This is a genomic window from Streptomyces sp. V4I2 (assembly GCF_030817655.1).
Taxonomy (GTDB): domain Bacteria; phylum Actinomycetota; class Actinomycetes; order Streptomycetales; family Streptomycetaceae; genus Streptomyces; species Streptomyces plumbiresistens.
Genome location: NZ_JAUSZM010000003.1, coordinates 3,758,502 through 3,782,185 on the forward strand (window position 1 = coordinate 3,758,502; position 23,684 = coordinate 3,782,185).

Annotated in this window: 15 protein-coding genes and 4 pseudogenes; 7 read left to right on the forward strand and 12 right to left on the reverse strand. The window is 71.7% G+C overall.

The genetic code is table 11. The features are described from left to right. Window positions 1-44: 44 nt before the first annotated feature. The 3 genes and pseudogenes from QFZ76_RS17910 to QFZ76_RS17920 form a co-directional block, all read right to left on the reverse strand. Entirely contained in the window at window positions 45-341 is a 297-nt protein-coding gene (locus tag QFZ76_RS17910; protein WP_307680389.1) for a hypothetical protein, read from the reverse strand. 1 nt (window position 342) lies between these two features. Continuing rightward, window positions 343-739: pseudogene (locus QFZ76_RS17915) on the reverse strand (NUDIX hydrolase). 2 nt (window positions 740-741) lie between these two features. Continuing rightward, window positions 742-819 (reverse strand): annotated as a pseudogene (locus QFZ76_RS17920) (XRE family transcriptional regulator); the annotation flags it as partial. Here QFZ76_RS17920 and QFZ76_RS17925 point away from each other — a divergent pair. Together QFZ76_RS17925 and QFZ76_RS17930 are read left to right on the forward strand one after the other, a co-directional pair. Continuing rightward, window positions 815-1,024, forward strand: a pseudogene (locus QFZ76_RS17925) (hypothetical protein); the annotation flags it as partial. The pseudogenes QFZ76_RS17920 and QFZ76_RS17925 sit on opposite strands and share 5 nt — an antisense overlap. Next, window positions 1,021-1,578, forward strand: a complete 558-nt coding sequence (locus tag QFZ76_RS17930; RefSeq protein WP_307674684.1) for a hypothetical protein — start codon at window positions 1,021-1,023, stop codon at window positions 1,576-1,578. The pseudogene QFZ76_RS17925 and the gene QFZ76_RS17930, both read left to right, overlap by 4 nt. Before the next feature lie 29 nt (window positions 1,579-1,607). Here the strand turns inward: QFZ76_RS17930 and QFZ76_RS17935 are convergent. Next, window positions 1,608-2,188: pseudogene (locus QFZ76_RS17935) on the reverse strand (IS701 family transposase); the annotation flags it as partial. 235 nt (window positions 2,189-2,423) lie between these two features. Between QFZ76_RS17935 and QFZ76_RS17940 the strand changes: the two are divergent. Further along, window positions 2,424-2,828, forward strand: a complete 405-nt coding sequence (locus QFZ76_RS17940) for a type II toxin-antitoxin system PemK/MazF family toxin (RefSeq protein ID WP_031080431.1) — start codon at window positions 2,424-2,426, stop codon at window positions 2,826-2,828. 117 nt (window positions 2,829-2,945) lie between these two features. Here the strand turns inward: QFZ76_RS17940 and QFZ76_RS17945 are convergent, their stop codons facing one another. The 4 genes from QFZ76_RS17945 to QFZ76_RS17960 form a co-directional block, all read right to left on the reverse strand. Further along, complete coding sequence (locus tag QFZ76_RS17945) at window positions 2,946-3,209, reverse strand: hypothetical protein (protein WP_307674685.1); 264 nt, start codon at window positions 3,207-3,209, stop codon at window positions 2,946-2,948. Between the two features lie 32 nt (window positions 3,210-3,241). Next, entirely contained in the window at window positions 3,242-3,934 is a 693-nt protein-coding gene (locus tag QFZ76_RS17950; RefSeq protein WP_307674686.1) for a polymorphic toxin-type HINT domain-containing protein, read from the reverse strand. A 426-nt stretch (window positions 3,935-4,360) separates the two neighbouring features. Beyond that, complete coding sequence (gene ppdK, locus QFZ76_RS17955) at window positions 4,361-7,108, reverse strand: pyruvate, phosphate dikinase (protein WP_307674687.1); 2,748 nt, start codon at window positions 7,106-7,108, stop codon at window positions 4,361-4,363. Between the two features lie 405 nt (window positions 7,109-7,513). Next, on the reverse strand, window positions 7,514-8,749 hold the full coding sequence (locus QFZ76_RS17960; RefSeq protein ID WP_307674688.1) for an ROK family protein: 1,236 nt from the start codon (window positions 8,747-8,749) through the stop codon (window positions 7,514-7,516). Window positions 8,750-8,868: 119 nt separating this feature from the next. On the opposite strand from QFZ76_RS17960, the gene QFZ76_RS17965 reads away from it, so the two are divergent. The 3 genes from QFZ76_RS17965 (at window position 8,869) to QFZ76_RS17975 (ending at window position 14,301) form a co-directional block, all read left to right on the forward strand. Then, complete coding sequence (locus QFZ76_RS17965) at window positions 8,869-10,383, forward strand: trehalase family glycosidase (protein WP_307674689.1); 1,515 nt, start codon at window positions 8,869-8,871, stop codon at window positions 10,381-10,383. After that, window positions 10,380-12,317, forward strand: coding sequence for a glycogen debranching N-terminal domain-containing protein (locus QFZ76_RS17970; RefSeq protein ID WP_307674690.1), 1,938 nt, complete (start codon window positions 10,380-10,382; stop codon window positions 12,315-12,317). Before QFZ76_RS17965 ends, QFZ76_RS17970 begins: the two co-directional genes overlap by 4 nt. A gap of 172 nt (window positions 12,318-12,489) precedes the next feature. Then, a complete protein-coding gene (locus QFZ76_RS17975; RefSeq protein WP_373464313.1) occupies window positions 12,490-14,301 on the forward strand; it encodes a CDP-alcohol phosphatidyltransferase in 1,812 nt (603 codons plus the stop codon). A 20-nt stretch (window positions 14,302-14,321) separates the two neighbouring features. On the opposite strand, the gene dusB is transcribed toward QFZ76_RS17975, so the two are convergent. Beyond that, window positions 14,322-15,464 (reverse strand): tRNA dihydrouridine synthase DusB, encoded by a 1,143-nt coding sequence (dusB, locus tag QFZ76_RS17980; RefSeq protein WP_307674691.1) that lies wholly within the window; start codon window positions 15,462-15,464, stop codon window positions 14,322-14,324. Between the two features lie 111 nt (window positions 15,465-15,575). Here dusB and QFZ76_RS17985 point away from each other — a divergent pair, with 111 nt between their 5' ends. After that, the gene (locus QFZ76_RS17985) at window positions 15,576-17,030 is read left to right on the forward strand and encodes an MFS transporter (protein ID WP_307674692.1); all 1,455 of its coding nucleotides are present in this window, start codon (window positions 15,576-15,578) and stop codon (window positions 17,028-17,030) included. 102 nt (window positions 17,031-17,132) lie between these two features. Here QFZ76_RS17985 and QFZ76_RS17990 read toward each other — a convergent pair whose 3' ends face one another. The 3 genes from QFZ76_RS17990 to QFZ76_RS18000 form a co-directional block, all read right to left on the reverse strand. After that, complete coding sequence (locus QFZ76_RS17990; protein ID WP_307674693.1) at window positions 17,133-22,097, reverse strand: HAD-IC family P-type ATPase; 4,965 nt, start codon at window positions 22,095-22,097, stop codon at window positions 17,133-17,135. A 9-nt stretch (window positions 22,098-22,106) separates the two neighbouring features. Beyond that, a complete protein-coding gene (locus QFZ76_RS17995; RefSeq protein WP_307674694.1) occupies window positions 22,107-22,610 on the reverse strand; it encodes a hypothetical protein in 504 nt (167 codons plus the stop codon). Between the two features lie 83 nt (window positions 22,611-22,693). After that, window positions 22,694-23,572 (reverse strand): helix-turn-helix transcriptional regulator, encoded by an 879-nt coding sequence (locus QFZ76_RS18000; protein WP_307680051.1) that lies wholly within the window; start codon window positions 23,570-23,572, stop codon window positions 22,694-22,696. Between the last annotated feature and the right edge of the window lie 112 nt (window positions 23,573-23,684).

Here is a 23,684-nt window from a genome sequence, read left to right on the forward strand (position 1 = left end):
CCCATCGGTGAGGGTCGGTCGGGGACGGTCGGCGGTTCCGGCGTTCAGCGGGCCAAGGCCTCGGCCGGCCAAGGCCCACAGGGAACGAGCCAGCGCCCGTAAGGCATGAGGAAGTACTCCACCACCGGGGACGGGACGACCGGTACCTCGCCCAGGTAGACCTTGCCCGACGACCCGTCGATGGAGATCAGGTCGCCCTCCTCCACGTGCCCACCCGGCACCGTCATCCGACGCCGCTTGGTGAACTTGGCGCCGGAGCGGACCGAGACGAGCAGCGGGTCGTCGGGCTGGCCGAGCTTCTTGCCCATGCGCTGCTCCAGCGCGTCGAGGTGCGCACTCATCTCACCACGCAGTGCCGCCGGCTCCTCGCCGCTGTCGAGGTAGACCTTGCAGGCCTCGGTAGTGCTGGAGCCTGAGCCGTTGGGTGTGGTGCATCGGCAACTGCTCGACCTCTTGGGGCGGTACAAACCGGAGTTCGGTGGACTCGTCGGAGATCTCCAGCTGGCCGCCGGTGATGCGGGCGGTGAAGCAGACGTTGATTGGCGGCGCACCTCGCCGTTGGTGTAGGCGATGATGTGTTTCGGGTCGGTGTAGGTGCAGACCAGGCCGGTGATCTCGACGTCGGGGCCGGTCTTTTCCTTGACCTCGCGGACGGCCGTGCCGGGCAGACGGAGGCGGCGACGACCATGCTGTTCGGCTTGGGCGCGCTGAGGTCGTCGTAGTACTCAGTGCGGGCCACGGTCAGCCTTCCTCTCGTACGGGGGTTGCCGTCGTCCACACGGCGTCGAAGCTCTCGGCGTAGGTGTCGAACATGCCGCCGTCGGAGATGGCGGCGACGGCACTGCGCCTGCTGATACGGATGATGGACGGCGACCGACCGGAGAGCACGCGGACGGAGCTGTCGACGCGGCTGGTGGAAGGGCGAGCAGGGCGGCGCCGGGCGCGTGACGGTGGGCTCAGGTGGAGGGGAATCCGGAAACCGGTACCACCCGCGGCGGGCCCGTACGACAGGATGTGCACATGACACGAAACGCGCGTGCTCTACTCACTCTGTCACTGCTGCCGGTCCTTCTGACGGGATGCGGCGCGGACAAGGAGAGCGGCACGGGAGGGGCGGCCGCCGACAGCGCCGAGCTTGCGGCCGCCGCCGAGGACTGGGGTGTCGAGCCGGAACTCGTCTATGTCACCGAGGTCTCCGGCTTCACCGTGTTCCAGGCGTCGATCGGCGCGTACGGGGACGGTGAGTTCGCCGCCGCGTACCGGTCCGACAAGGGTTCCACGCGGATCGGCCTCTTCGCGGACCACAGCACGCTGACGGCCGAGAACTGCGCCGAGCAGCCGCTGGGAGCCGACGCGCTCAAGCCGGTCGCCTGCGAGCAGGACGGCGACGCCTGGTACCGCACGGCGGGCGGGGTCCACGAGTACGCGGTGCCCCGCGACGGTGTGGTGGTACGGCTCATCGCCGACAAGGAGAAGGTCGACCGCACGGTCCTGCGCGAGGCGGCCGAGGCGGTCCATCGCCCGTCCGACACCGAACTGGCCGCACTGCGACCGGCCGGGGACAGCTCGGACACCTGAGAGAAGGCGCCGACGGCTCCGCACGTTCTTCATGCTTGAGCGGCTTGACGCCGGTAGTGGCTGGTCTGGGATCGGGCCTGGTGGCGGCGTCGCCAGACGGACCAGCGAAGTCGGTGGACAGGGTCAAAGACGGTCCGGTTGACGAGCGTGATGAACAGTCGTTGGATCTCGTCACAAGTGAGCGGTATCAGCTCGTCGGGCGAGGGATGACCCTCGTGTTCGTTCGCGCGGAGGACAGCGAGGAAGGCATGCGCGAGCATGGCCAGGGTGACCCAGCGGGACCAGGACGGGTAGCGGCGGACCTGGTGCTCGTCCAGGGCGCCCAGGCCCTTGCCGGACTGGAAAGACTCCTCGACCCGCCACCTTGATCCAGCGACGCGCACCAGGGTGGTCAGCGGTACTGCGGCAGGCGAGTAGCAGCGGTAGTAGGCACGTTCGCCGGTGCTGCGGTTGCGGCGGATCAGCAGTTGCCGGCTCCCGGGCCGGGGATCGGTGAGGTCGATGACGGCCCAGTCGTAGAAGCGGTGGCCCTTGGCTCCGGCCCCTGCGGACAGCTTCTGCCTGCCCTCTTGGGCACCTACCTGGCCAACATGTCGGCGCGAAACCTCCCGCCGAGTACCAACTTCCGGGCCCGGCGTCGGGATTCGACCCGTGTGAAGCGTCCCGCTATCCGGCTCATCAGGCCCTCGAACGCCTCCTGCCAGCAGGCAGGGTCTACGCTGTGACCTGCGGCCACCGCATGATCGTTTGTCTTCACACACCGATGATCAACGGTGGCCGCACCCGTCTCCACACCGCGTCAGGTCGCGCAGCGTCTGCCTGCCGTCCTGTGTATCGGAGGGCTTGTGCAACGTGGCGAAGTCTGGTGGGTCCAGTTCGACGAGCGGAGGTTGGTCGTACTGCTGTCAGGAGACGACGCGTCCGGGTTCCAGGTGATGCAGGTCGTCGCTCCGGCGGGCCTCGACATCAGCGGTCTGGGCATCGAAGTGACGGTCGGCGCCGGTGAAGGGCTGCCGCTCGAAGGCGTGCTGCGGCTCGCGTTCCCGCGTCCAGGCTTCACCCCGTGCACGTGGCTGACCACCGTGTCCCGGGACGACCTGATAGAGCGGGCGGCCGTCCTGTCCTCCAGGAAGCTCAGCGAGATCGACGATGCCCTCCGACTCGCTGAACAAGCACAGGAGCGGACCCCGGCAACGACCGCGAAGCTCAGCGAGATAAGGGACGCCCTCCGTCGCGGTGAACTCGGGTAGACGGAGAAGGAGCCGACGCCCGCGACGGCATGGGCGATCTCGGGCGAGATGATCCACGCTGAACACCTGCCGCCTCGACGGCCCTCACCATCGAGATCACGATCTACGGCTGGAGTATTAGTCCTCCGCGACCAGGCCGATGGCCTCGGGGAATTCGTCCGCCATGGCCCTTCGCTCCGGATTCTCCTCGTCCTCCGCCACCTCGCGGAACAGACGGACGAGTTCCTCCCGAGCGTCGTCGGGAACGTCGTTGAGCAGGAAGCCGACCGGCTCCACGATCGTGGTGGCGACGTCCGGATCGATCTCTTCGTCCTCGGTCAGCTCGATCGAGATGATGAGCTCCATGACGGCTTTGGCGAGTACGCGCTCCACGCTGGTCACAGCGCGATCCTAAACTTTATGTTCGTGATCATTTACCGTCCGAGAATCTTTCGCGCTTGGGCGGCGACGGACATGTCGGGGACTTCCCAGACTCCCGTGAGCCCGTTCTGTTCCAGTAAGAGCGACTGGTTCTGGGCCTGCCGGTACGTCTTCTTGTAGCCCGTGACATTGAGTTCGCGTTCGATCATGACGCCGTTCGTCGCGTCCATGCCGTCGAACTTGACCGTGCTGAGCCTCTTCCCGCCGGCCTTGTAGCACTGGAGTGCCGGCGCCTTGCCGACCTGCGAGCCGAGTGCGCCGGAGTCGTACTTCCGGGCGGCCTGGCTCATGTTGGCGTTCTCCTTGACCCAGTGGATGTCCCCGTCGCAGTTGTGCACCAGGACGGGCGCGGTCCCGGCCATCACGTAGTACGTGTGGGTGTCGACCACGGTGAGGTTGTGCACAGTGAGCGCCTGGGTCCAGCGCTGGATGCCGACGACGCGCACCACGACCCCGTGCCGGGCCTTGAGTTCCGCGCCGGTGCTCAGGTCGGTGGCGTCGACCCAGGGGCCCAACTCCGGTACGCAGAAAGGGTGTCCGGCCGTGCCCGTGACCGACGCGATGCGCTTCTCGCCGCCGGACTCGATGGACAGGGAGATCCGGACCAGGTCCTTCTGTCCCTTGCCGGTGATCTCGGCCGTGACCGTCTCGTTCATCGCCGTACGCGGGCGTCCGAAGCCGTCCACATGCACCGGTCCTCACAGCGCCGAACGACGTTGACCTCGCGCGAACCAGGCCGGATCACGCTCTGATCAGCCCGGACAAACCTGCAAAGCGGGTTACGCGAGCTCAGTCCCGCCAGGGTCGCACCCGGTACACGCGCCCTCGACGGCTGCCACAGCGCGTGACGGGGCCTAGCCGCAAGCGGAGGGCACAACGAGGGCACAACAGCTTCATGCGGGTTCAACGGCAGCCGACGCCAACAAGCGCCATTTAGCCTGGTCAGCGCCGTAGCTTGACAGCATCCGCAGATGATGCGGGAGAGGGCGGCACCCCCGCACAGGGTGCCGCCCTCTCTTCGTGATCCGGAACCGCCGCCCATCGGTGAGGGTCGGTCGGGGACGGTCGGCGGTCCCGGGGCTCAGTGGCCGTGAGGCCAGTGCCCGCAAGTCCTACCGGTGATCACTCCCCGCCGACTGCGAAGCCGCCCGCCCCGCCTCCAGCCGCGCCACCGGGATCCGGAACGGCGAGCAGGAGACGTAGTCGAGGCCCACCTCGTGGAAGAAGTGGACGGACTCGGGGTCGCCGCCGTGCTCGCCGCAGACGCCGAGCTTCAGGTCGGGGCGCGTCGCGCGGCCCGCCTCCACGGCCAGCTTCACCAGCGAGCCCACGCCGTCCTTGTCGATCGTCTCGAAGGGGGAGACGCCGAAGATGCCCTTCTCCAAGTAGGCCGTGAAGAACGAAGCCTCCACGTCGTCCCGGCTGAAGCCCCACACCGTCTGGGTCAGGTCGTTCGTGCCGAAGGAGAAGAACTCCGCGGCCTCGGCGATCTGACCGGCGGTCAGCGCGGCGCGCGGCAGTTCGATCATCGTGCCGATCGCCAGCTTGAGTGAGGTGCCCGTGGCGGCCTCGACCTCGGCCACCACCTGGTCGGCCTCCTCGCGGACGATCTCCAGTTCCTGGACGGTGCCGACGAGCGGGATCATGATCTCCGCGCGCGGGTCGCCCTTCGCGGCCTTGCGCTCGGCCGCGGCCTCGGCGATCGCCCGTACCTGCATGGTGAAGAGGCCGGGGATCACCAGGCCCAGGCGCACGCCCCGCAGGCCCAGCATCGGGTTCTGCTCGTGCAGGCGGTGGACGGCCTGGAGCAGCCGCAGTTCGTTCTCGTGCGGCTCCTGGCGGGACTCGGCCAGCGCCACGCGGACCGACAGCTCCGTGATGTCCGGCAGGAACTCGTGCAGCGGCGGGTCCAGCAGCCGTACCGTCACCGGGAGGCCGTCCATCGCCGAGAACAGCTCCACGAAGTCCTTCTTCTGGAGGGGGAGCAGCGCCTTCAGCGACTCCTCGCGCTCGGCCTCCGTGTCGGCCAGGATGAGCCGCTCGACCAGCTCACGGCGGTCGCCGAGGAACATGTGCTCGGTACGGCACAGGCCGATGCCCTGGGCGCCGAAGCGGCGGGCGCGCATCGCGTCCTCGGCGTTGTCCGCGTTGGCGCGGACACGGAGGCGGCGCTTCCTGTCCGCGAAGGCCATGATCCGGTGGACCGCCTCGACCAGTTCGTCCGCGTCGTTGGCGCCCGCGTGCATCCGGCCCTCGAAGTACTCCACCACCGGGGACGGGACGACCGGGACCTCGCCCAGGTAGACCTTGCCCGACGACCCGTCGATGGAGATCAGGTCGCCCTCCTCCACCACGTGCCCGCCCGGGACCGTCATCCGACGCCGCTTGGTGTCGACTTCCAGTTCCTCCGCGCCGCACACGCACGTCTTGCCCATGCCGCGCGCCACGACCGCCGCGTGGGACGTCTTGCCGCCCCGCGAGGTCAGGATGCCCTCGGCCGCGATCATGCCGTCGAGGTCGTCCGGGTTGGTCTCGCGGCGGACCAGGATGACCTTCTCGCCCGAGCGCGACCACTTGACCGCGGTGTACGAGTCGAAGACGGCCTTGCCGACCGCCGCGCCCGGCGAGGCCGCGATGCCCCGGCCGACCTTCTCCACCTTCGCGTCCTCGTCGAAGCGCGGGAACATCAGCTGCGCCAGCTGCGCGCCCGTCACGCGCTGGAGCGCCTCGGCCTCGTCGATCAGGCCCTGGTCGACGAGCTGGGTGGCGATACGGAACGCCGCTCCCGCCGTCCGCTTGCCGACGCGGGTCTGGAGCATCCACAGCTGACCGCGCTCGATGGTGAACTCGATGTCGCAGAGGTCCTTGTAGTGGTTCTCCAGCGTCTCCATGATCTGCATCAGCTGGTCGTACGACTTCTTGTCGATCGTCTCCAGCTCGGCGAGGGGGACGGTGTTGCGGATGCCCGCCACGACGTCCTCGCCCTGGGCGTTCTGGAGGTAGTCGCCGTACACGCCCTGGTGGCCGCTGGCCGGGTCGCGGGTGAAGGCGACGCCGGTGCCCGAGTCCGGGCCGAGGTTGCCGAACACCATCGAGCAGACGTTGACCGCCGTGCCCAGGTCGCCGGGGATGCGCTCCTGGCGGCGGTAGAGCTTGGCGCGGTCGGTGTTCCAGGAGTCGAAGACCGCGTGGATGGCGAGGTCCATCTGCTCGCGCGGGTCCTGCGGGAAGTCCCGGCCGGCCTCGGCCTTGACGATCTTCTTGAAGCGGGTGACCAGCTTCTTCAGATCGGCGGCCTCCAGCTCGGTGTCGACGGTGACCTTCTTGGCCGCCTTCGCCGCCTCCAGCGCGTCCTCGAAGAGGTCGCCCTCGACGCCGAGGACGGTCTTGCCGAACATCTGGATGAGGCGGCGGTAGGAGTCCCAGGCGAAGCGCTCATCGCCGGCCTGCTTGGTGAGGCCCTGGACCGACTTGTCGGAGAGGCCGATGTTGAGGACCGTGTCCATCATTCCGGGCATGGAGAACTTGGCGCCGGAGCGGACCGAGACGAGCAGCGGGTCGTCGGGCTGGCCGAGCTTCTTGCCCATGCGCTGCTCCAGCGCGTCGAGGTGCGCACTCACCTCGTCACGCAGTGCCGCCGGCTCCTCGCCGCTGTCGAGGTAGACCTTGCAGGCCTCGGTGGTGATCGTGAAGCCCGGAGGCACCGGAAGGCCCAGGTTGGTCATCTCGGCGAGGTTCGCGCCCTTGCCGCCGAGGAGGTCCTTGAGCTCCTTGTTGCCCTCGGTGAAGTCGTAAACGAACTTCACGCCCTCAACGCTGGTGCCGTGCTCAGCTACCTGGGGATCTTTGTTTTCCGACACGGGTCTCGACTCCTCGAGGACGCGGTGGCTGCCCTGACGGCCAGGAACATACCCAGATCGAAGGCGCCTGGGTACGTCCACTTGCGCGTCATGCGCCTGTAACCACTCGTCCGCCACCGGATCGAAAGTCAAAGCTTGGCAAGCGGAGACAGGCTGATGTTTTCACTTCTTGAACGAATGGGCGCTCACATTTCGAAAATTCGGCTCAGATGAGCGGCCCCGAGCCCGTCTGTTTTCGATCGATGAACGATCAAGGGGTGGCACTGAGTGCCACCCCTTGGAGAAGTGCAGTCGATCACGTTCCGCTCATCTGAGCGCAACCCTCATCAAGGGTGGCGATAATCACGCTGCCACAGACGCCGGAATTTCACCATGCGGACACGTATCCGGACGGAAACACGGTGGTCACACCCCCAACGCCGCCAGCCGTTCCTCCACCCGCTCCGGCGCGTACAGGTACTCCACGACCATCGCCCCGGCCCCGACCAGCCCCGCCCGCTCCCCCAGCCGCGAGGTGACGACGTCCAGATGAGCGGTGGAGCGCGGCAGCGCCCGCTGGTACAGCAGCTCCCGTACACCCGTGAGGAAGGGAGTTCCGGCCAGATCCCCGGCGATCATCAGTACCCCGGGGTTCAGCAGCGTGACGACGGTCGCCAGAACGTCCCCGACCTGCCGGCCCGCGTCCCGCGCGAGCGCCGCCGCCTCCGGGTGCCCGGACGCCAGCAGGTCCCGCACGTCCGAGCCGGACGCCGCCGGCACCCCGGCCTCCGCCAGCCGCCGGGCCACGGCGCCTCCACTGGCGACGGCGGCGAGACAGCCGTAGGAACCGCAGCGGCACAGCGCGTCGGCGCCCGCCGGGACCCGGATGTGGCCGAGGTCGCCCGCGCCGCCGTCGATGCCGCGGTAGACCGAGCCGTCGACCACGACGCCGGCGCCGATGCCCGTGGACACCTTGACCAGCACGAAGGCCGAGCAGTCCGGGTAGGCCGTGCGCTGTTCGCCGTACGCCATGAGGTTGGCGTCGTTGTCGACCAGGACGGGCAGCGGTGCGGCGCCCGAGTGCTCGGTGAAGGCCCTCGCCAGGCGGCCTCTTATGTCGTAGCCGTCCCAGCCGGGCATGATCGGCGGCTGGACGACCCGGCCGGTGTCGGTGTCGACCGGGCCCGGTACCGCGAGGCCGAGGCCGCAGACCTCGTCCGCCCGGTGGCCGGCCTTCTCCAGGAGTTCGGCGAACCAGCGGCCGAGTTCGCCGAGTACGGCGTCCGGGCCGTCCTCGAGGACCAGGACGCCCGAGTGCTCGGCGAGGATCTCGCCGGTGAGGGTCAGTACGGCGGCCCGCGCGTGCCGCGTGTCCAGGTCGGCGGAGAGGACCACCGCGTGGGCGTCGTCGAATTCGAGGGTGATGGAGGGGCGGCCGCCCAGCGGTGAGTCGACGGGGCCGCCGGCGCCCTCGCGCAGCCAGCCCGCGCGGAAGAGGCGGTCCAGGCGCTGGCCGACGGTGGCGCGGGACAGACCGGTGGCGTGCTGCAGGGCGCCACGGGTGGTGGCGCGGCCGCTGCGGACCAGTTCGAGCAGATCTCCGGCGCTCGCCTGACTCGGTGTCCTGCCGGTCCTGCCGGTCCTGCCGGGTCGTCCGGTCATGCACACCCCCTTGTGTTTCTCAAGCTTGCATTACATATTGAGTTTTGCGTGTTAAATAGACGTAACCCTACGGTAGCCACTGTCGAACTGGTCGGCCGTACGTCTTCGGGGAGCCTTGAGTGGATCGCGCAACGCAGGTCACAGCCCGCAACACCGGGCACTTCACCCCCGTACGCACCTTTTCCTCACCACCCTTTTCCGGGCACGGTGAGGTGTCGGGGCCCGAGGCCGTTGCATACGATCCGGCGACCACGACACATTCCGCCCCGGCGCCCCGTTCCCTGCACGTCAGGGCCGCCCGCGTCCTCGAAGGCAACTGGACCGGCACCTCCACCGTGCCCTCGCACGGCCTGTATCCGCACCAGTGGTCCTGGGATTCCGCCTTCATCGCGATCGGCCTGCGCCACCTGTCGCCGCTACGGGCGCAGACGGAACTGGAGACCCTGCTGGGCGGCCAGTGGGAGGACGGGCGGATCCCGCACATCGTCTTCAACCCCTCCGTCCCCCTCGACGCGTACTTCCCGAGCCCCGACTTCTGGCGCTCCTCGACCGCGGGGCACGCCGCGGGCGCCCCGCGCACCGTACAGACCTCGGGCATCGTGCAGCCACCGGTGCACGCGCTGGCCGCGTGGCTGGTGCACTGCGCCGACCCGGGACTGTCGCGGGCGCGCGGCTTCCTCGCCCAGGTGTATCCGCGGCTCGCGGCCTGGCACCGGTATCTGCTGCACCGGCGGGACCTGGGCGCAGGGTCGCTGGCGTCCGTCGTGCACCCCTGGGAACAGGGTATGGACAACAGCCCCTGCTGGGACGCCCCGCTGAGCAGGATCACACCGGCTCCGGCCCGTTCCTTCCGCCGCGCCGACCTGGATCACGGCGCCCCCGAGGACCGGCCGACGGATCTGGACTACGGGCGGTACGTGCGGCTGGCGAGCGACTACCGGGACGCCGGATACGCCGACGGCAGCAGTGACTTCGCGGTGGAGGACCCCGCGTTCAACGCCCTGCTCATCGCCTCCGAGCACGCCCTCGCGCGGATCGCGCAGGAGCTCGGGGCCACCGGGACGGCCCGGCACGCGCGGGCCGAGCGGCTGACGGCGGCGCTGATCGAGCGGCTGTGGGACCCGGCGGAGGGGATGTTCTTCTGCCGGGACGTGCGGGGCGGGGAGCTGATCCGGGAGCGCAGTGTCTCCGGGCTCGTTCCACTGCTGCTGCCCGGCCTGCCGCAGAGGATCACGGACGCGCTGGTGGGCACGCTGGGCGGGGCGCACTTCGGGCTCGGCGACTCGACCCGCCTGGTCCCGAGCTACGACCTGCTCGGCGAGGCCTTCGACCCGCACCGCTACTGGCGCGGCCCGGCCTGGTTCAACACGAGCTGGCTGGTGGAGCGCGGGCTGCGCACCCACGGCGAACAGGAGCGGGCCGACGCCCTGCGCCAGGCCGTCCTGGACACCGCCGGCACGACCGACTTCGCGGAGTACGTCGACCCGTACACCGGCGAGGCCTGCGGGGCGACCGGCTTCAGCTGGACCGCCGCGCTCACGCTCGACCTGCTGCACACCGGCCCGGGAGACGACATGTCCCCCACGGGCATCCGGACGTTCGAGATGAGTGACAGGGGAGGGGACCGGGGATGACGGACCGGCATCATCTGCTCGTGCACGGCGGGACGTTCGCCGCTGTGGGCGACGGCGGGGACATCAGCGGCGTACGGGGCGGCAGTTCCCCGGACGGGTTGTTCGTGCGGGACGCCCGGCACCTGAGCCGGTGGCAGCTCACCGTCGACGGCGCGGTGCCCGAGGCGCTGTCGCCGGTCGCCGACGGGGACACCGCGCGCTGTGTGCTCGTACCGCGCGGCGGGCGCCAGGAGCCGCCCGCGTACACGCTCTTCCGGGAACAGGCCGTCGGCGACGGCTCGTTCGTCGAGTCCCTGCGGGTGACCAGCAACCGCCCGGTGCCGACGACGGTCCGGCTCGCGGTGACCGCGGACGCCGACTTCACCGACCAGTTCGAACTGCGCTCCGACCACCGTACGTACGCCAAGATAGGAGCGACCCGCTCCCGCCAGGTCCTGGACGGCGGTGTGGAGTTCGCCTATCAGCGCGGTGAGTGGCGCTCCTGTACGACGGTGACGGCCGAGCCCGTCCCGGAGGGCGTCGAGGAGACCGGCACCGGCGCCCGGCGCCTCGTGTGGACCCTGGATCTGGAACCGCACGGCACGGCCGAGCTGATGCTGCGCGTGATGGCCCGCCCGCACGGCGACAGGCGGACCCTGCGGGTACCGCGCTCCCCGGCCGCACTGAACGACCAACTCCTCGCTCTGGAGGGTGAGTTCGTCGAGGGCGTGGCCTTCCCGACCGGCTGGCCGGAGCTGGCCGCGGCCTGTGCGCGCGGGCTCGCCGACCTCGCCTCGCTCCAGGTGCCGGCGACCGGTCCGGACGGCGAGGAACTGCGCGTACCGGCGGCGGGAGCGCCCTGGTTCCTGACGCTGCTGGGCCGGGACGCCCTGCTGACCTCGCTGTTCGCGCTGCCCTACCGGCCCCGCCCGGCCGCCGCCACGCTGCTGGCGCTGGCCGCGGCGCAGGCGACGGAGACCGGCCCGGAGTCGGTCTCCCAGCCCGGCAAGATCGTGCACGAGGTGCGGCACGGCGAGCTGGCGCACTTCGGGCAGGTGCCGTACGGCCGTTACTACGGCTCGGTCGACGCCACCCCGCTGTTCCTCGTGCTGCTCGGCGCGTACGTCGAGCACACCGGGGACGCGGAGCTGGCCCGCCGACTGGAGTCCCACGCCCGTGCGGCGATCGGCTGGATGCTGGACCACGGCGGGCTGACCTCGCGCGGCTACCTGGTCTACCGCGCCGACCAGGGCGGCCTCGCCAACCAGAACTGGAAGGACTCCCCCGGCGCCATCAGCTCGGCCGACGGCACCCGCGCGAGCGGCCCGGTGATGGCGGCGGGCGCCCAGGGGTACGCGTACGACGCGCTGCGCCGCACCGCCTGGCTGGCGCGCACGGCGTGGGACGACAAGGTCTACGCGGCCCTGCTGGAGCAGGCCGCCGCCGACCTGCGCGACCGCTTCCAGCGCGACTTCTGGATGCCGGACCACTCCTTCCCCGCCCTCGCGCTGGACGGCGAGGGCAACCAGGTGGACGCGCTGGCCTCGGACGCCGGGCATCTGCTGTGGTCGGGGCTGCTCGACAAGGAGTACGGCGAGGCCGTCGGGCGGCGCCTGCTCGAACCCGACTTCTTCTCCGGCTGGGGCGTGCGCACGCTGGCCGCCGGGCAGCCGGCGTACCACCCGCTGTCGTACCACCGCGGTTCCGTATGGCCGCACGACAACGCGCTGATCACACTGGGCCTGGCCCGCTACGGCCTGCACGACGAGGCCCGCACCGTCGCCCACGGCCTGGTCGACGCGGCGACGGCGACCGGGCACCGGCTGCCGGAGGTCCTCGCGGGCTACGGCCGGGACACCCACGCGGAGCCGGTGCCGTACCCGCACGCGTGCGTGCGGGAGTCGCGGTCGGCGGCGGCGCCGCTCGCGCTGCTGACGGCGGTCGGGGGCGCCTGACAAGGCTCGCAAAAGGCCGGTTGGTGAGGCGTTTGCCCGGTGTTTGCCGAGCGCTGGGCAAATGGGCTGAACAGCGGACGGAGGCGAACCGTACGGGAGTACGGCGGATGCGGTGCCCTGCCTGGGGCCCGCGTCCGCCGTATCACCGGGCTTCGTACGGAAGGACCTTCGGGTGTCGGCAGAGGCGACCGCGGCGACTGAGGCAACCGAGGCGACGGGCGACGACGCCCTGCCCGAGGAAGACGCCGTGTCCGATGAGGCCGTGCCCGGCGAACCCGCACCCGGCGAGAAGCCGCCCGGCACGCTCAAGGCCCGTCTCGCCCACTGGCGTTCCTGGCGCAGCCGGCACCCAGCCGCCGCCCGCGCCCTGAGCTGGACGACCACCGCGCTCGCCGCCGGCCTGGTCTTCGGCGCCCTGGTGCTGCCGAACACCCTCGGCGCACTCCAGTACAACCGGTTCACGCGGCTGCCGGCGGAGGCGATCGTCGGGGCCGTCGTGGTGCTCGCGCTGCCGCGCCGGCCGCGGGTGGTCGTGGCGGCGCTGTCCGGGACGCTCCTCGGCGCGCTGACCGTGCTGAACCTGCTGGACATCGGGTTCTACGAGTACCTGGGCCGGGGCTTCAACCTGGTGCTCGACTGGGGGCTGCTGGACGACGCCCAGGCGTACGTCGAGGACTCGATGGGCAGCGCGACGGCCATCGGGGCGACGGTCGGCGCGGTCGCCCTGGTCGCGCTGCTGCTGGTCGTCATGGCGCTGGCGACGGTCCGGCTGAGCAACCTCCTGGTCCGCGACACCCGGACCGCCACCCGGGCCACCCTGATCGCGGGCACCGTCTGGATCACCTGCTCCAGCCTCGGCCTCCAGGTCAACGGCATGCCGATCGCCTCCGACCGGGCCGGCTACGCGCTGAAGATCCAGGCGCGGCGGGTGCAGGACACCCTGCGCGACGAGGCCGCGTTCGCGAAGGAGGCCAAGACCGACACCTTCGGCAACACCCCGGCCGGCGAGCTGCTGCCCGACCTGCGCGGCAAGGACGTCATCTTCACGTTCATCGAGAGCTACGGCCGCAGCGCGCTCGAGGACCCGGAGATCGCACCGGGCGTCGACCAGACCCTCGATGCGAGCAGCGAGGCGCTGGAGAAGGCCGGTTACCGCGCGAAGAGCGGCTGGATGACCTCGGCGACGTACGGCGGCAGCAGCTGGCTCGGCCACTCCACCACCATGTCGGGCCTGTGGATCGACAACCAGCAGCGCTACCGGACCGTCATGTCCAGCGACCACCTCAGCCTGACCAAGGCGTTCGGGAAGACCGGCGCCTGGGACACGGTGGGCGTCATGCCGGGCGTGCAGAAGGGCTGGCCGGAGCAGGAGTACTACGGCCTCGACAAGGTCTACAACGCCTTCCAGCTGGGCTACAAGGGCCCGAAGTTCAGCTGGTCGACCATGCCGGACCAGTACACCCTGGAGGCCTTCCAGCGTCTGGTGCACGGCAAGAAGCGCGACAAGCCGCTGATGTCGGAGATCATCCTGACCTCCAGCCACCAGCCGTGGGCGCCCATCCCGAAGCTGGTCGACTGGGACGAGCTCGGCGACGGCTCGGTCTTCGGCCCGATCCAGAAGGCCGGCGTCGACCCCTCGGAACTCCTCACGAACTCCACCCGCTCCAAGGAGGAGTACGGCAAGTCCATCCAGTACTCCGTCACCAGCCTCACCCAGTGGCTGGAGCGCTACGGCACCGACGACACCGTCCTCGTCTTCCTCGGCGACCACCAGCCCATCGCCCGGGTCAGCGGCGCGGGTGCCAGCCGTGACGTACCGGTCTCGATCGTCGCGAAGGACCCGAAGGTCCTCGACAAGATCGCCGCCTGGAACTGGACGGACGGTCTGAAGCCCGCCAAGGACGCGCCGGTGTGGAAGATGAGCTCGTTCCGGGACCGGTTCCTGACGGCGTACGGGTCGACGCCGCGCCCCAGCAAGGACTGAGCCCTGTCACGAGGGGGGCATCAGCCCCCGGACGTGTCCAGTTCCGCGTCCTCGCCGATCCCCGCGCAGTCGTACGGGTCCTTCAGCCAGCCGTCCGGCAGCACCACCCGGTTGTTGCCGGAGGTACGGCCGCGGGGCCCGTCGGCGCCGGTCGGCCAGGGCTGGTCGAGGTCCAGCTCGTCGAGCCCGGAGCGGAGTTCGGCCAGCGAGGAGGTGATCGCGAGCCGCTTGCGCATCTCGGAGCCGACCGCGAAGCCCTTCAGGTACCAGGCGACGTGCTTGCGGAAGTCGATGACGCCCCGCGCCTCGTCGCCGATCCACTCGCCGAGCAGGGTGGCGTGGCGGACCATGACGTCGGCGACCTCGCGCAGGGAGGGGCGCGCGATGTCTTCCGTACGCCCCTCGAAGGCCGCCACCAGGTCCGCGAACAGCCACGGCCGCCCGAGGCACCCACGCCCGACGACGACCCCGTCACAGCCCGTCTCGCGCACCATCCGCAGCGCGTCCTCGGCCGACCAGATGTCGCCGTTGCCGAGCACGGGGATCTCCGGCACGTGCTCCTTGAGCCGCGCGATGGCGTCCCAGTCGGCCGTGCCGCCGTAGTGCTGGGCGGCGGTGCGGCCGTGCAGGGCGATGGAGGTGACGCCCTCCTCGACGGCGATACGGCCGGCGTCGAGGAAGGTGATGTGGTCGTCGTCGATGCCCTTGCGCATCTTCATCGTCACCGGCAGGTCACCGGCGCCGCTGACGGCCTCGCGCAGGATCGCCCGCAGCAGGTTCCGCTTGTACGGGAGGGCGGAGCCGCCGCCCTTCCGGGTCACCTTCGGGACCGGGCAGCCGAAGTTCAGGTCGATGTGGTCGGCCAGGTCCTCCTCCGCGATCATGCGGACGGCCTTGCCGACGGTCGCCGGGTCGACGCCGTACAGCTGGATCGAGCGCGGCTTCTCGGTCGCGTCGAAGTGGATCAGCTGCATGGTCTTCTCATTGCGTTCGACCAGCGCCCGGGTCGTGATCATCTCGCTGACGAACAGGCCCTTGCCGCCACTGAACTCCCTGCACAGCGTGCGGAAGGGCGCGTTGGTGATCCCGGCCATGGGGGCGAGGACGACCGGCGGCCCGACGGTGTGCGGGCCGATCTGCAGGGGCGAGGCGGGCGTGGACATTCCCCCATTGTCGCGTACGGCGACGGGTGCTCGGCAGCGTGATCCGCGGCAGGTGAAGGGGCGGCGGTCATTAGTTAGACACACTATCGATGTCGGCGTACGCTGGAACGCATGCCCGAGCTCAGCCATCGCCGACGCATGCTGGTCCTCGCGATCTGCTGTATGAGCCTGCTGATCGTGAGTCTCGACAACACCGTTCTGAACGTCGCCCTCCCCTCCATGCAGAAGGAACTGCACGCCAGTACGGCGGGCCTGCAATGGACGATCGACGCCTACACCTTGGTGCTCGCCTCGCTGCTGATGCTCGCCGGGTCCACGGCCGACCGGATCGGCCGCAAGCGGGTGTTCATGACGGGGCTGGTCGTCTTCACGCTCGGCTCGGCGCTGTGCTCCGTCGCCCCCGATCTGGAGACGCTCGTCGCCTTCCGCATGGTGCAGGCGGTGGGCGGTTCGATGCTCAACCCGGTCGCCATGTCGATCATCACGAACACCTTCACCGACCCGCGCGAGCGGGCGCGGGCGATCGGTGCGTGGGGTGCGGTGGTCGGCATCTCAATGGCCGCCGGGCCGCTGGTCGGAGGGCTGCTCGTGGAGTCCGTCGGCTGGCGGTCGATCTTCTGGCTCAATCTGCCGGTGGGGCTCGCCGCTCTGCTGCTCACCCTGCGCTACGTCCCCGAGTCCCGCGCGCCCAAGGCCCGTCGGCCCGATCCGCTCGGCCAGGTCATGGTGATCGCGCTGTTCGGCTGCCTGACGTACGCGATCATCGAGGCGCCGAACGCCGGGTTCACGGCGGTCCTGCCGTTCGCGGTGGTGGCCGTGGCCGCGCTGGCGGGCCTGCTCTGGTACGAGCCCCGGCGCGACGAACCCCTCATCGACCTGCGGTTCTTCCGTTCGGCGCCGTTCAGTGGGGCGACCGTCATCGCGGTCAGCTCGTTCGCCGCGCTGGGCGGGTTCCTGTTCCTGTCGACGCTGTATCTGCAGAACGTACGGGGGCTGGACGCGCTGCACGCGGGGCTGTGGATGCTGCCGATGGCTGTGCCGACGTTTCTGTGCGCGCCGTTGTCCGGGCGGCTGATCGGGTCTGTCGGGCCGCGTGTTCCGTTGCTGATCGCCGGTGTGGCGATGACGGCGAGCGGTGTGCTGTTCGCCGGGTTCGAGGCCGAGACGTCCAATGTCACGATGTTCATCGGATACGTGCTGTTCGGAGTCGGGTTCGGGTTCGTGAACGCGCCGATCACCAATACGGCCGTGTCGGGGATGCCTCGTAGTCAGGCGGGGGTCGCGGCTGCCGTGGCGTCCACCAGCCGTCAGTTGGGGCAGACGCTCGGTGTCGCGGTGGTGGGGGCGGTGCTGGCCACGGGCGTGGGCTCGTCGTCGTACCGGGAGGTCTTCGTGTCCGCGGCTCGGCCGGGGTGGTGGATTCTGGCGGGATGCGGGCTGGTGGTGCTGGTGCTCGGGGCTGTGACGAGTGGGGCCTGGGCTCGGCGGACGGCTGAGCGGACGGCCGAGCGGTTGGAGTCGGCGGAGGTGCGGGAGGCTGCGGGGGTCAGCGCCTCAGTGCCGTAGGGGTTGTTGCTTGTATGGCGAGTGCGGGCTGTGTGTGGCTGGTCGCGCCCACGCGGCGGAGCCGCACATTGACACAGCCCCGCGCCCCTGGGGTAAGTCCGCTCAGCCCAGTTGATCAGCCAAGCTCGGCCATCGCTTGAGAAGTGCCTCCTCCACCGTCGGCAGAGCCTTCTGGCCCGCCAGTGCCACCGCGATCGCCGCCAGTACTCCCGCCCACGCCATCGGCCCCAGCGGGGTGCAGCCGAAGAGTTGGCTCGCGCCCGGGGTTTCCACCAGGGCGAAGAGGACGAGCGCCGAGCCGAGGGAGGTGAGGCGGACCAGGGGGCTGTCACGGCGGTCGGTCAGGGTCTGGGCCAGTTGGGTGCCCACCAACGCGCACAGGGCCATCGTGGTCGAGCGGCGGGTCGTGCCGGGGGTGAAGCGGCCGAAGAGCCAGGCGACCGTTGCGCCCAGGCAGGTGGTGAGGGCTCGGTGACGGATCTGGCGGATGAGGGGGGTCCCGAGGAGGGCCGTACCGAGGGGTTGGTCGGATGCTGTGGACTCGCCGCCGTCTTCCTTGGGGGTCACCGCCACCGCCATCGCCGGGAACAGGTCCGTGAACAGGTTGACCAGCAGCATCTGGCGGGTGGACAGGGGCGCGGAGCCCGACAGGACGGTGCCGAGGATGCCGAAGCCGACCTCCCCCGCGTTGCCGCCGATGAGGATGGCGATGGCGTCGGCGACGCTGTGCCACAGGGCGCGGCCTTCGTGGACCGCCTCGATGAGCACGGAGAGGTCGTCGCCGGTGACGACGAGGTCGGCGGCGTTGCGGGCGGCGGCCGAGCCGCGGGCGCTGATGCCGACGCCGATGTCGGCGGCGCGGATGGCGGCCGCGTCGTTGGCGCCGTCGCCGACCATGCCGACGACCCGGCCGGCGTCCCTGAGGGCCTCGACGACCTGGAGTTTCTGCTCGGGCGCGACCCGGGCGACGACGTCGGCGTCGCGGAGCATCCGGGCCCGGACCGTGCGGTCGGCGGCGGCGAGTTCGTCGCCGGTGACCACGTTCGCGTCGTCCGGCCAGCCGAGGTCGACGGCGATGGCGTGAGCGGTCTGCGGGTGGTCGCCGGTCAGCACGACGGGCCGTACGCCCGCCTCGCGCAGCCCGCGGACCAGGGCCGGGGACGTCTCACGCGCCACGTCGGCGAGCGCGAGCAGTCCGGTGAACTCCAGGTCCTGCAAGGGCGCTTCGAGTACGTCCGTCGCCTTCTCGCCCTCCCGCAGCGGGCGTCCGGCGACCGCCAGGACGCGCAGCCCGTCGCCGGCCAGCGACTGGGCCCGGTCAAAGATGTGGGAGGGGAGGTCGGCGCAGGTGGGCAGGACGGTCTCGGGGGCGCCCTTGACGACCAGGACCGGGGTGCCGTCCGCGGCCCGGCCGACGGCGGCGGCGTAGCCGCGGGCGGCCTCGAAGGGGACGCCCTCGGTCTGCTCCCAGTCGGGGTCGGGTCCGGCGGCGTCCAGGACGGCCTCGTCGGTGGCGTGCACCGGCCGGACCGAGTCGCCGTTGAGGCGGGGGCAGGCGCGGGCCGCCGCCCGCAGCGTCTCGGCGGCGGCCGGCCGGTCGAGGGTGTGGACCGTGCCGTCCGCGTCGGCCACCCGGACCAGGCGCAGCCGGTTCTCGGTGAGGGTGCCGGTCTTGTCGAAGCAGATCGTGTCCATGCGGCCCAGCGCCTCCAGTGTGCGCGGGGTGCGGACGAGGAGGCCGCGGCTGCTGAGCCGGCGGGCGGCGGCGAGCTGCGCCACGGTGGCCACCAGCGGCAGCCCTTCGGGTACGGCGGCCACGGCCACGGCGACTCCGCCGCTGACCGCCTGCTTGATCGGCGTCCCCCGCAGCAGCGACAGGCCGGTCACGGCGGCACCGCCCGCCATCGTCAACGGCATGGCCTTGCGGGTGAGTTCCTGGAGGCGGGCCTGCACTCCGGCGGACGGCGGGACGCGGGCGGCGAGGGAGACGGCCCGGGCGGCCTCGGTACGGTCGCCGGTGTCCACGACGACGGCCTGGGCGCGCCCGGCCACCACCGTCGTCCCTTCGAAGACCATGCAGTTCCGTTCGGCCACGGGGGCACGCGGAGTCGCGTCCATGCCCTTGTCGACCGGCAGGGACTCGCCGGTCAGCGCGGACTCGTCGACCTCGAGACCGTCCTCCCACAGCAGGCGGGCGTCGGCGGGCACGACGTCATCGGTCTTGAGGTCGATGACGTGGCCCGGGCTGAGCTTGGCGGCGTCGACCACACGGGCCGTGTCCCCGTCGTCCGTGACCCGCGCCTTCTGCTTCTGCTGGGCGAGCAGCCCGGACAGCGCGCGCTCGGCCCGCAGCCGCTGGACGCCGCCGACCAGGGCGTTCAGGTCGAGGGCGCCGAGGACCAGCAGGGCGTCCACGGCCGAGCCGAGGATCGCGGACGCGGCCGAGCCGACGGCCAGGACCGGGGTGAGGGGGTCGTCCAGCTCGCCGCGTACGGCCTGGCCGAGCTGCCACGACCAGCGCGCGGGGGCCAGCACGGGCTGTCGTACGACCGTGCCGGCGGCCGTGCGTGCCCGTGCCGTCGCCTGTGCGAGGGGGGTCGGCTCCGGGGGCGCCTCCTGTTCCAGCCGGTCGCGTACGTCGTCCGGATGCAGGGCGTGCCAGGCGACCCTCGGCCGGGGGTGGGGGGCGCGGGCCACCGCCACGCCGAGGGCCGCGCGTACTCCGGTGAACAGGGCGGCGGCCGCGCCGATGTCGACCGGAGCGTGCCGCAGGCCGGGCAGGGGTGCCCCACGGCCCCGGCGGGAGGACTCGCCGACGGCCACGAGCAGGCCGGACAGCGCGGCGCCGGACCGGGCCAGGGTCTGTGACCGGCGGCCGACGCCACGCTCCGCCGGGATGGCGATGAGCAGCCGCCACACGTCGGCGAGGCCGTGCGGGGCGAGGACGTCCGCGCCCCACACCACCTGGCCGTCCTCGTCGGTGAGGGCGACGGCCACGTCACCGCCGAGGAGTCCGGAGGTCACGTCCGCGTCGTCGTGCGGGCGGGGGCGGGCGACGGTGACGACCCCGCCCTCGTCGCGCAGTTCGTCCACGACCTCGCGCAACGGCCGGTCCGCGCCGACGACTTGGTCGGCCAGGCCGGTGAAGTCGGCGAGTGCGGGGTCGTCGACGACCACGACCCGCAGCCCGGCCCGGCGGGCGGCGTCCAGGACGGGCTCGGCCCACGGGTCGGCGCCCGCGCCGGGTTTCCTGAGCGCACTGGGATGCAGCACGATCGTGCCGGCCATCTCCAGCTGCCGCAGCCGGCCCGGGTCGCGCACGAGCACGCCCGCGCCGGACAGGGCGCCGCTCAGGACGGCGTGGAAGGCGGCGGGCCCGTACCGCGCGGCCTTGGGCGAACCTGCGAGGACCGCCTCCGCCGCCTCGGCGACGTCGTGCTTGACGAGCAGGGCCGCCGCCGCGCCCAGGACGCTGCCGGTCGAGGCGTGGGCGGCGTACTCCTGGGCCGGGGAGGTCCGCAGCGGCGGGCGCAGGGACGGATCCACGGGCACGCTGTCCCGGCCCGGTGCGCACAGCTGGTCGTGCACGGTCTCGAAGGCGGCCGTCCGCACCACCGCCTCCGCCAGCTGGGAGGTGCGCAGCATCCCGTCGAGCAGCAGCGAGGTCGGGGTGTGCCCGGCGCCGTGCACGGCCGCGTTCGCGACGGCGAAGAACACTTCCATGCGGGCGTTGCCGAGGCGGGCGCGCATCCAGGCGCGGAAGCGGGGGTTCTCGCGCAGCAGCGTGACCACGGCGGTCACCAGGCGCGGCGAGGGCGGCAGCCGCATCGCGGACCCCACCAGCGCGGCCGCGGCACCCACCGCGTCGGCGGCGAGCGCCTCGGCGGCGGTCCGCACGGACGCGGGGTCACCGGGGTGACCGAGCTCCTCGACACTGTCGTCGTCGGCGGGCACCAGACCGTGCCGCTCGGCGAGCGCCGCCGCCCGCTCCACGACCCGGTCACTCACGGCCTCCTCGGTCGCCGCCACGACCAGCCGCCCCAGCCCCTGGTCCCAGTAGGCGAAGGCGACGTCCGGATGCTCGGCGAGAGCGGCGGCCACGCGGCGGGCGAGGTGTTCGGTACGGCGGGGGTGTTTCCGTGCACCGGCACCCGGCTGCTCTCCGCCCCCCGGCTCACGCTCCACGACCAGTTCGCCACCGGCCCGATCGGCCCGGTCGGCAGCGGCCCGGTCGACCCCCTCAGCTCGCTCAGCCCAGGCGGCCCGGTCGGGCCCCTCAGCCCCGTCGGCCGGACCAGTCCCGTCCGCCACGTCGGCCCGGGCGGTCCCGCCAGCCACATCTGCCCTGGCGGCCCCGTCAACCCCGGAGGCCCGGTCGGCCCCGACGGCCCCGACGGCCCGGTCGGTCACGTCGGCCCCGTCAGCCCTGTCCGTCACGTCAGCCTCGGCGGCCCGGCCAGCCCCGCCAGTCCTGTCCGCCACGTCAGCCCGGCCAGCCCCGTCAGCCCTGGCGGCCCGGTCGGTCACGTCTGCCCCGGCGGCCCGGTCCGTCATGTCCGCCCCGACCGCCCTGTCAGCCCCGTCCGCCACCTCAGCCCTGGAGTCCCGGTCGGCCCCGGCGGTCCCAGCGGCCCGGTCGGTCACGTCCGCCCCGACCGCCCCGTCCGCCCCGGATGCCCGCTCGGCCCGGTCGGCCCCGTCGGCCGCGTAGGCCCCGTCGGCCTGTCGTGCCGTCCGTTCCGCGTCGCCCGCTTTCTCCGCTCGCTCCGCCGCGTGTTCCGCGCGGCCGGCCGCCTGCCGGAGTTCCTCCGGGGTGGCCTCGCGCAGGGCCAGGTGGGTGCGGGTGCCGGCGCGCCAGTCGCGGGGGGCGCCCGGGAGGGCCGCGCGGGTGACGCGGGCGACGCGCAGGGCGAAGTCCGCGCTGCGCACGCCCGCCCTGGCCGTGCCCGCGACCGCCCCGGCGGCGGCGCCCACGGCGGGTGCCGTACCGCGGGCCAGCAGACGCGGGCCGGCCAGCACGAGTCCGGCGGCGGCCGCCGTGGGACGGCTGAGAAGTCCTCCGCTCATCACTCGCCCTCAGCCGTTCGCACGGGCAGGTCGGGCCGTCGTCGCGCCACTCGGCCCGCCGCCGGCGGGGGGCGGCGTGTGGTGCGCGGGCAGCCTGTCGGAGGGCGTGGCGGGTGCCGCCGTACCCTCCGCGGACGGCTTGCCGGGGGACGACGCCAGCACCTGCGGCGTGGGCCGCGTGCCGGACGCCTCCGCGGTCTCCCCCTGCTTCTCCGCCTTCTCCGTCTCCTCCCGCCGCGGCTGCGTCAGCCACGCCACCGCCGCTCCGGTGATCGCGACGGGCCACTCCACGACGCCCGCGACGCCGAGCACCCCGGCGCCGGTGTACACGGCGATCCGGCGCCCGCGCGGGGACACCGCTCCGATCTTGTCCAGTGTCCCCTCGGCCGCCCGGCCCACCGTTCCGGCGCCGGGCACCCGGCTCAGTACCGAGGCGGCCGCCCGCAGCGGTTGCGGAAGATCCTTTGTCGACCCTGCCGACCCGGCCGATCCTGTCGACTTCTGCTCGGCCATGACTCTCCTCGGGATGGTGCCTCACCTTTCGGTGACCCGAGTTCCCGCAGTTCGGAGAGTCATCCCGAGTCAGGGGGACTACCTCATCCGCGTGACCGCGACCGCTCGACGGCGATCGCGTGCAGCCGCTCCAGCCGCGCCCGTGACTCCTCGTCCGCCGGTGTGTACGTGACCATGCGCGGCCCGTTCTCCGGGCCGATCCACAGGTCGGTGTGGTCGACGACGACACGGCCCACGTACCGGTTCAGGAACTCCTTGCGCTTGCTGCGGTGGGCGATCACCTCGTGGCGGTCCCACGCCTCGCAGAAGTCCGGGGATTCGGCGCGCAGCCGCTTGAGGAGCATCTTCCAGGCGGGCTCGGCCAGATGCCCGGCCATCGTGGCGCGGAAGCGGGCGGCCATCATGCGCTGGGCGTCCTCCAGGTGCACGATGGACGACTGCCACTCGGGGTGCGTGTAGGAGAGGATCATGCAGTTGCGGTCCTCGGGCGGCACGGCGTCGAGGTCGCAGAGCAGCAGGCTGTAGGTCCGGTTGTAGCCGAGGAGGTCGTACCGGCTGTTCTGCACGGCGGCCGCCGCCGGCTCCAGCTGCTCCAGGACCGCCCGCAGCCCCGGGGTGAGCGACGGACAGTCGGTGGCCGGCGTCGGATCCACGGCGCCGGCGAGCCGGAAGAGGTGGGCGCGTTCGGTCGGGTCGAGCAGCAGGGTGCGGGCGAGGGCGTCGAGGACCTGGACGGAGACCTGGATGTCCCGGGCCTGTTCGAGCCACGTGTACCAGGTGACGCCGACCGCGGAGAGCTGGGCGACCTCCTCCCGGCGCAGTCCCGGGGTGCGGCGCCGGCGGCCGCGGGGCAGCCCGACCCGTTCGGGGGCGATGTGCTCGCGGCGGTGACGCAGGAAGGCGGCGAGTTCATGCCGCCGGATCTCCGCGACGGCCGTTCCCGACAGCGTTCCCGACAGCATTCCGGTCGGCGTTCCCGTCGGTGATCCCGATGCCGTCCCCGCCGTCTCCGCCGTCCCCGCCATCTCCTGGGTCATGGTCGTCATGCCTCCAGCCTGCCGCCGCCCGCACCTC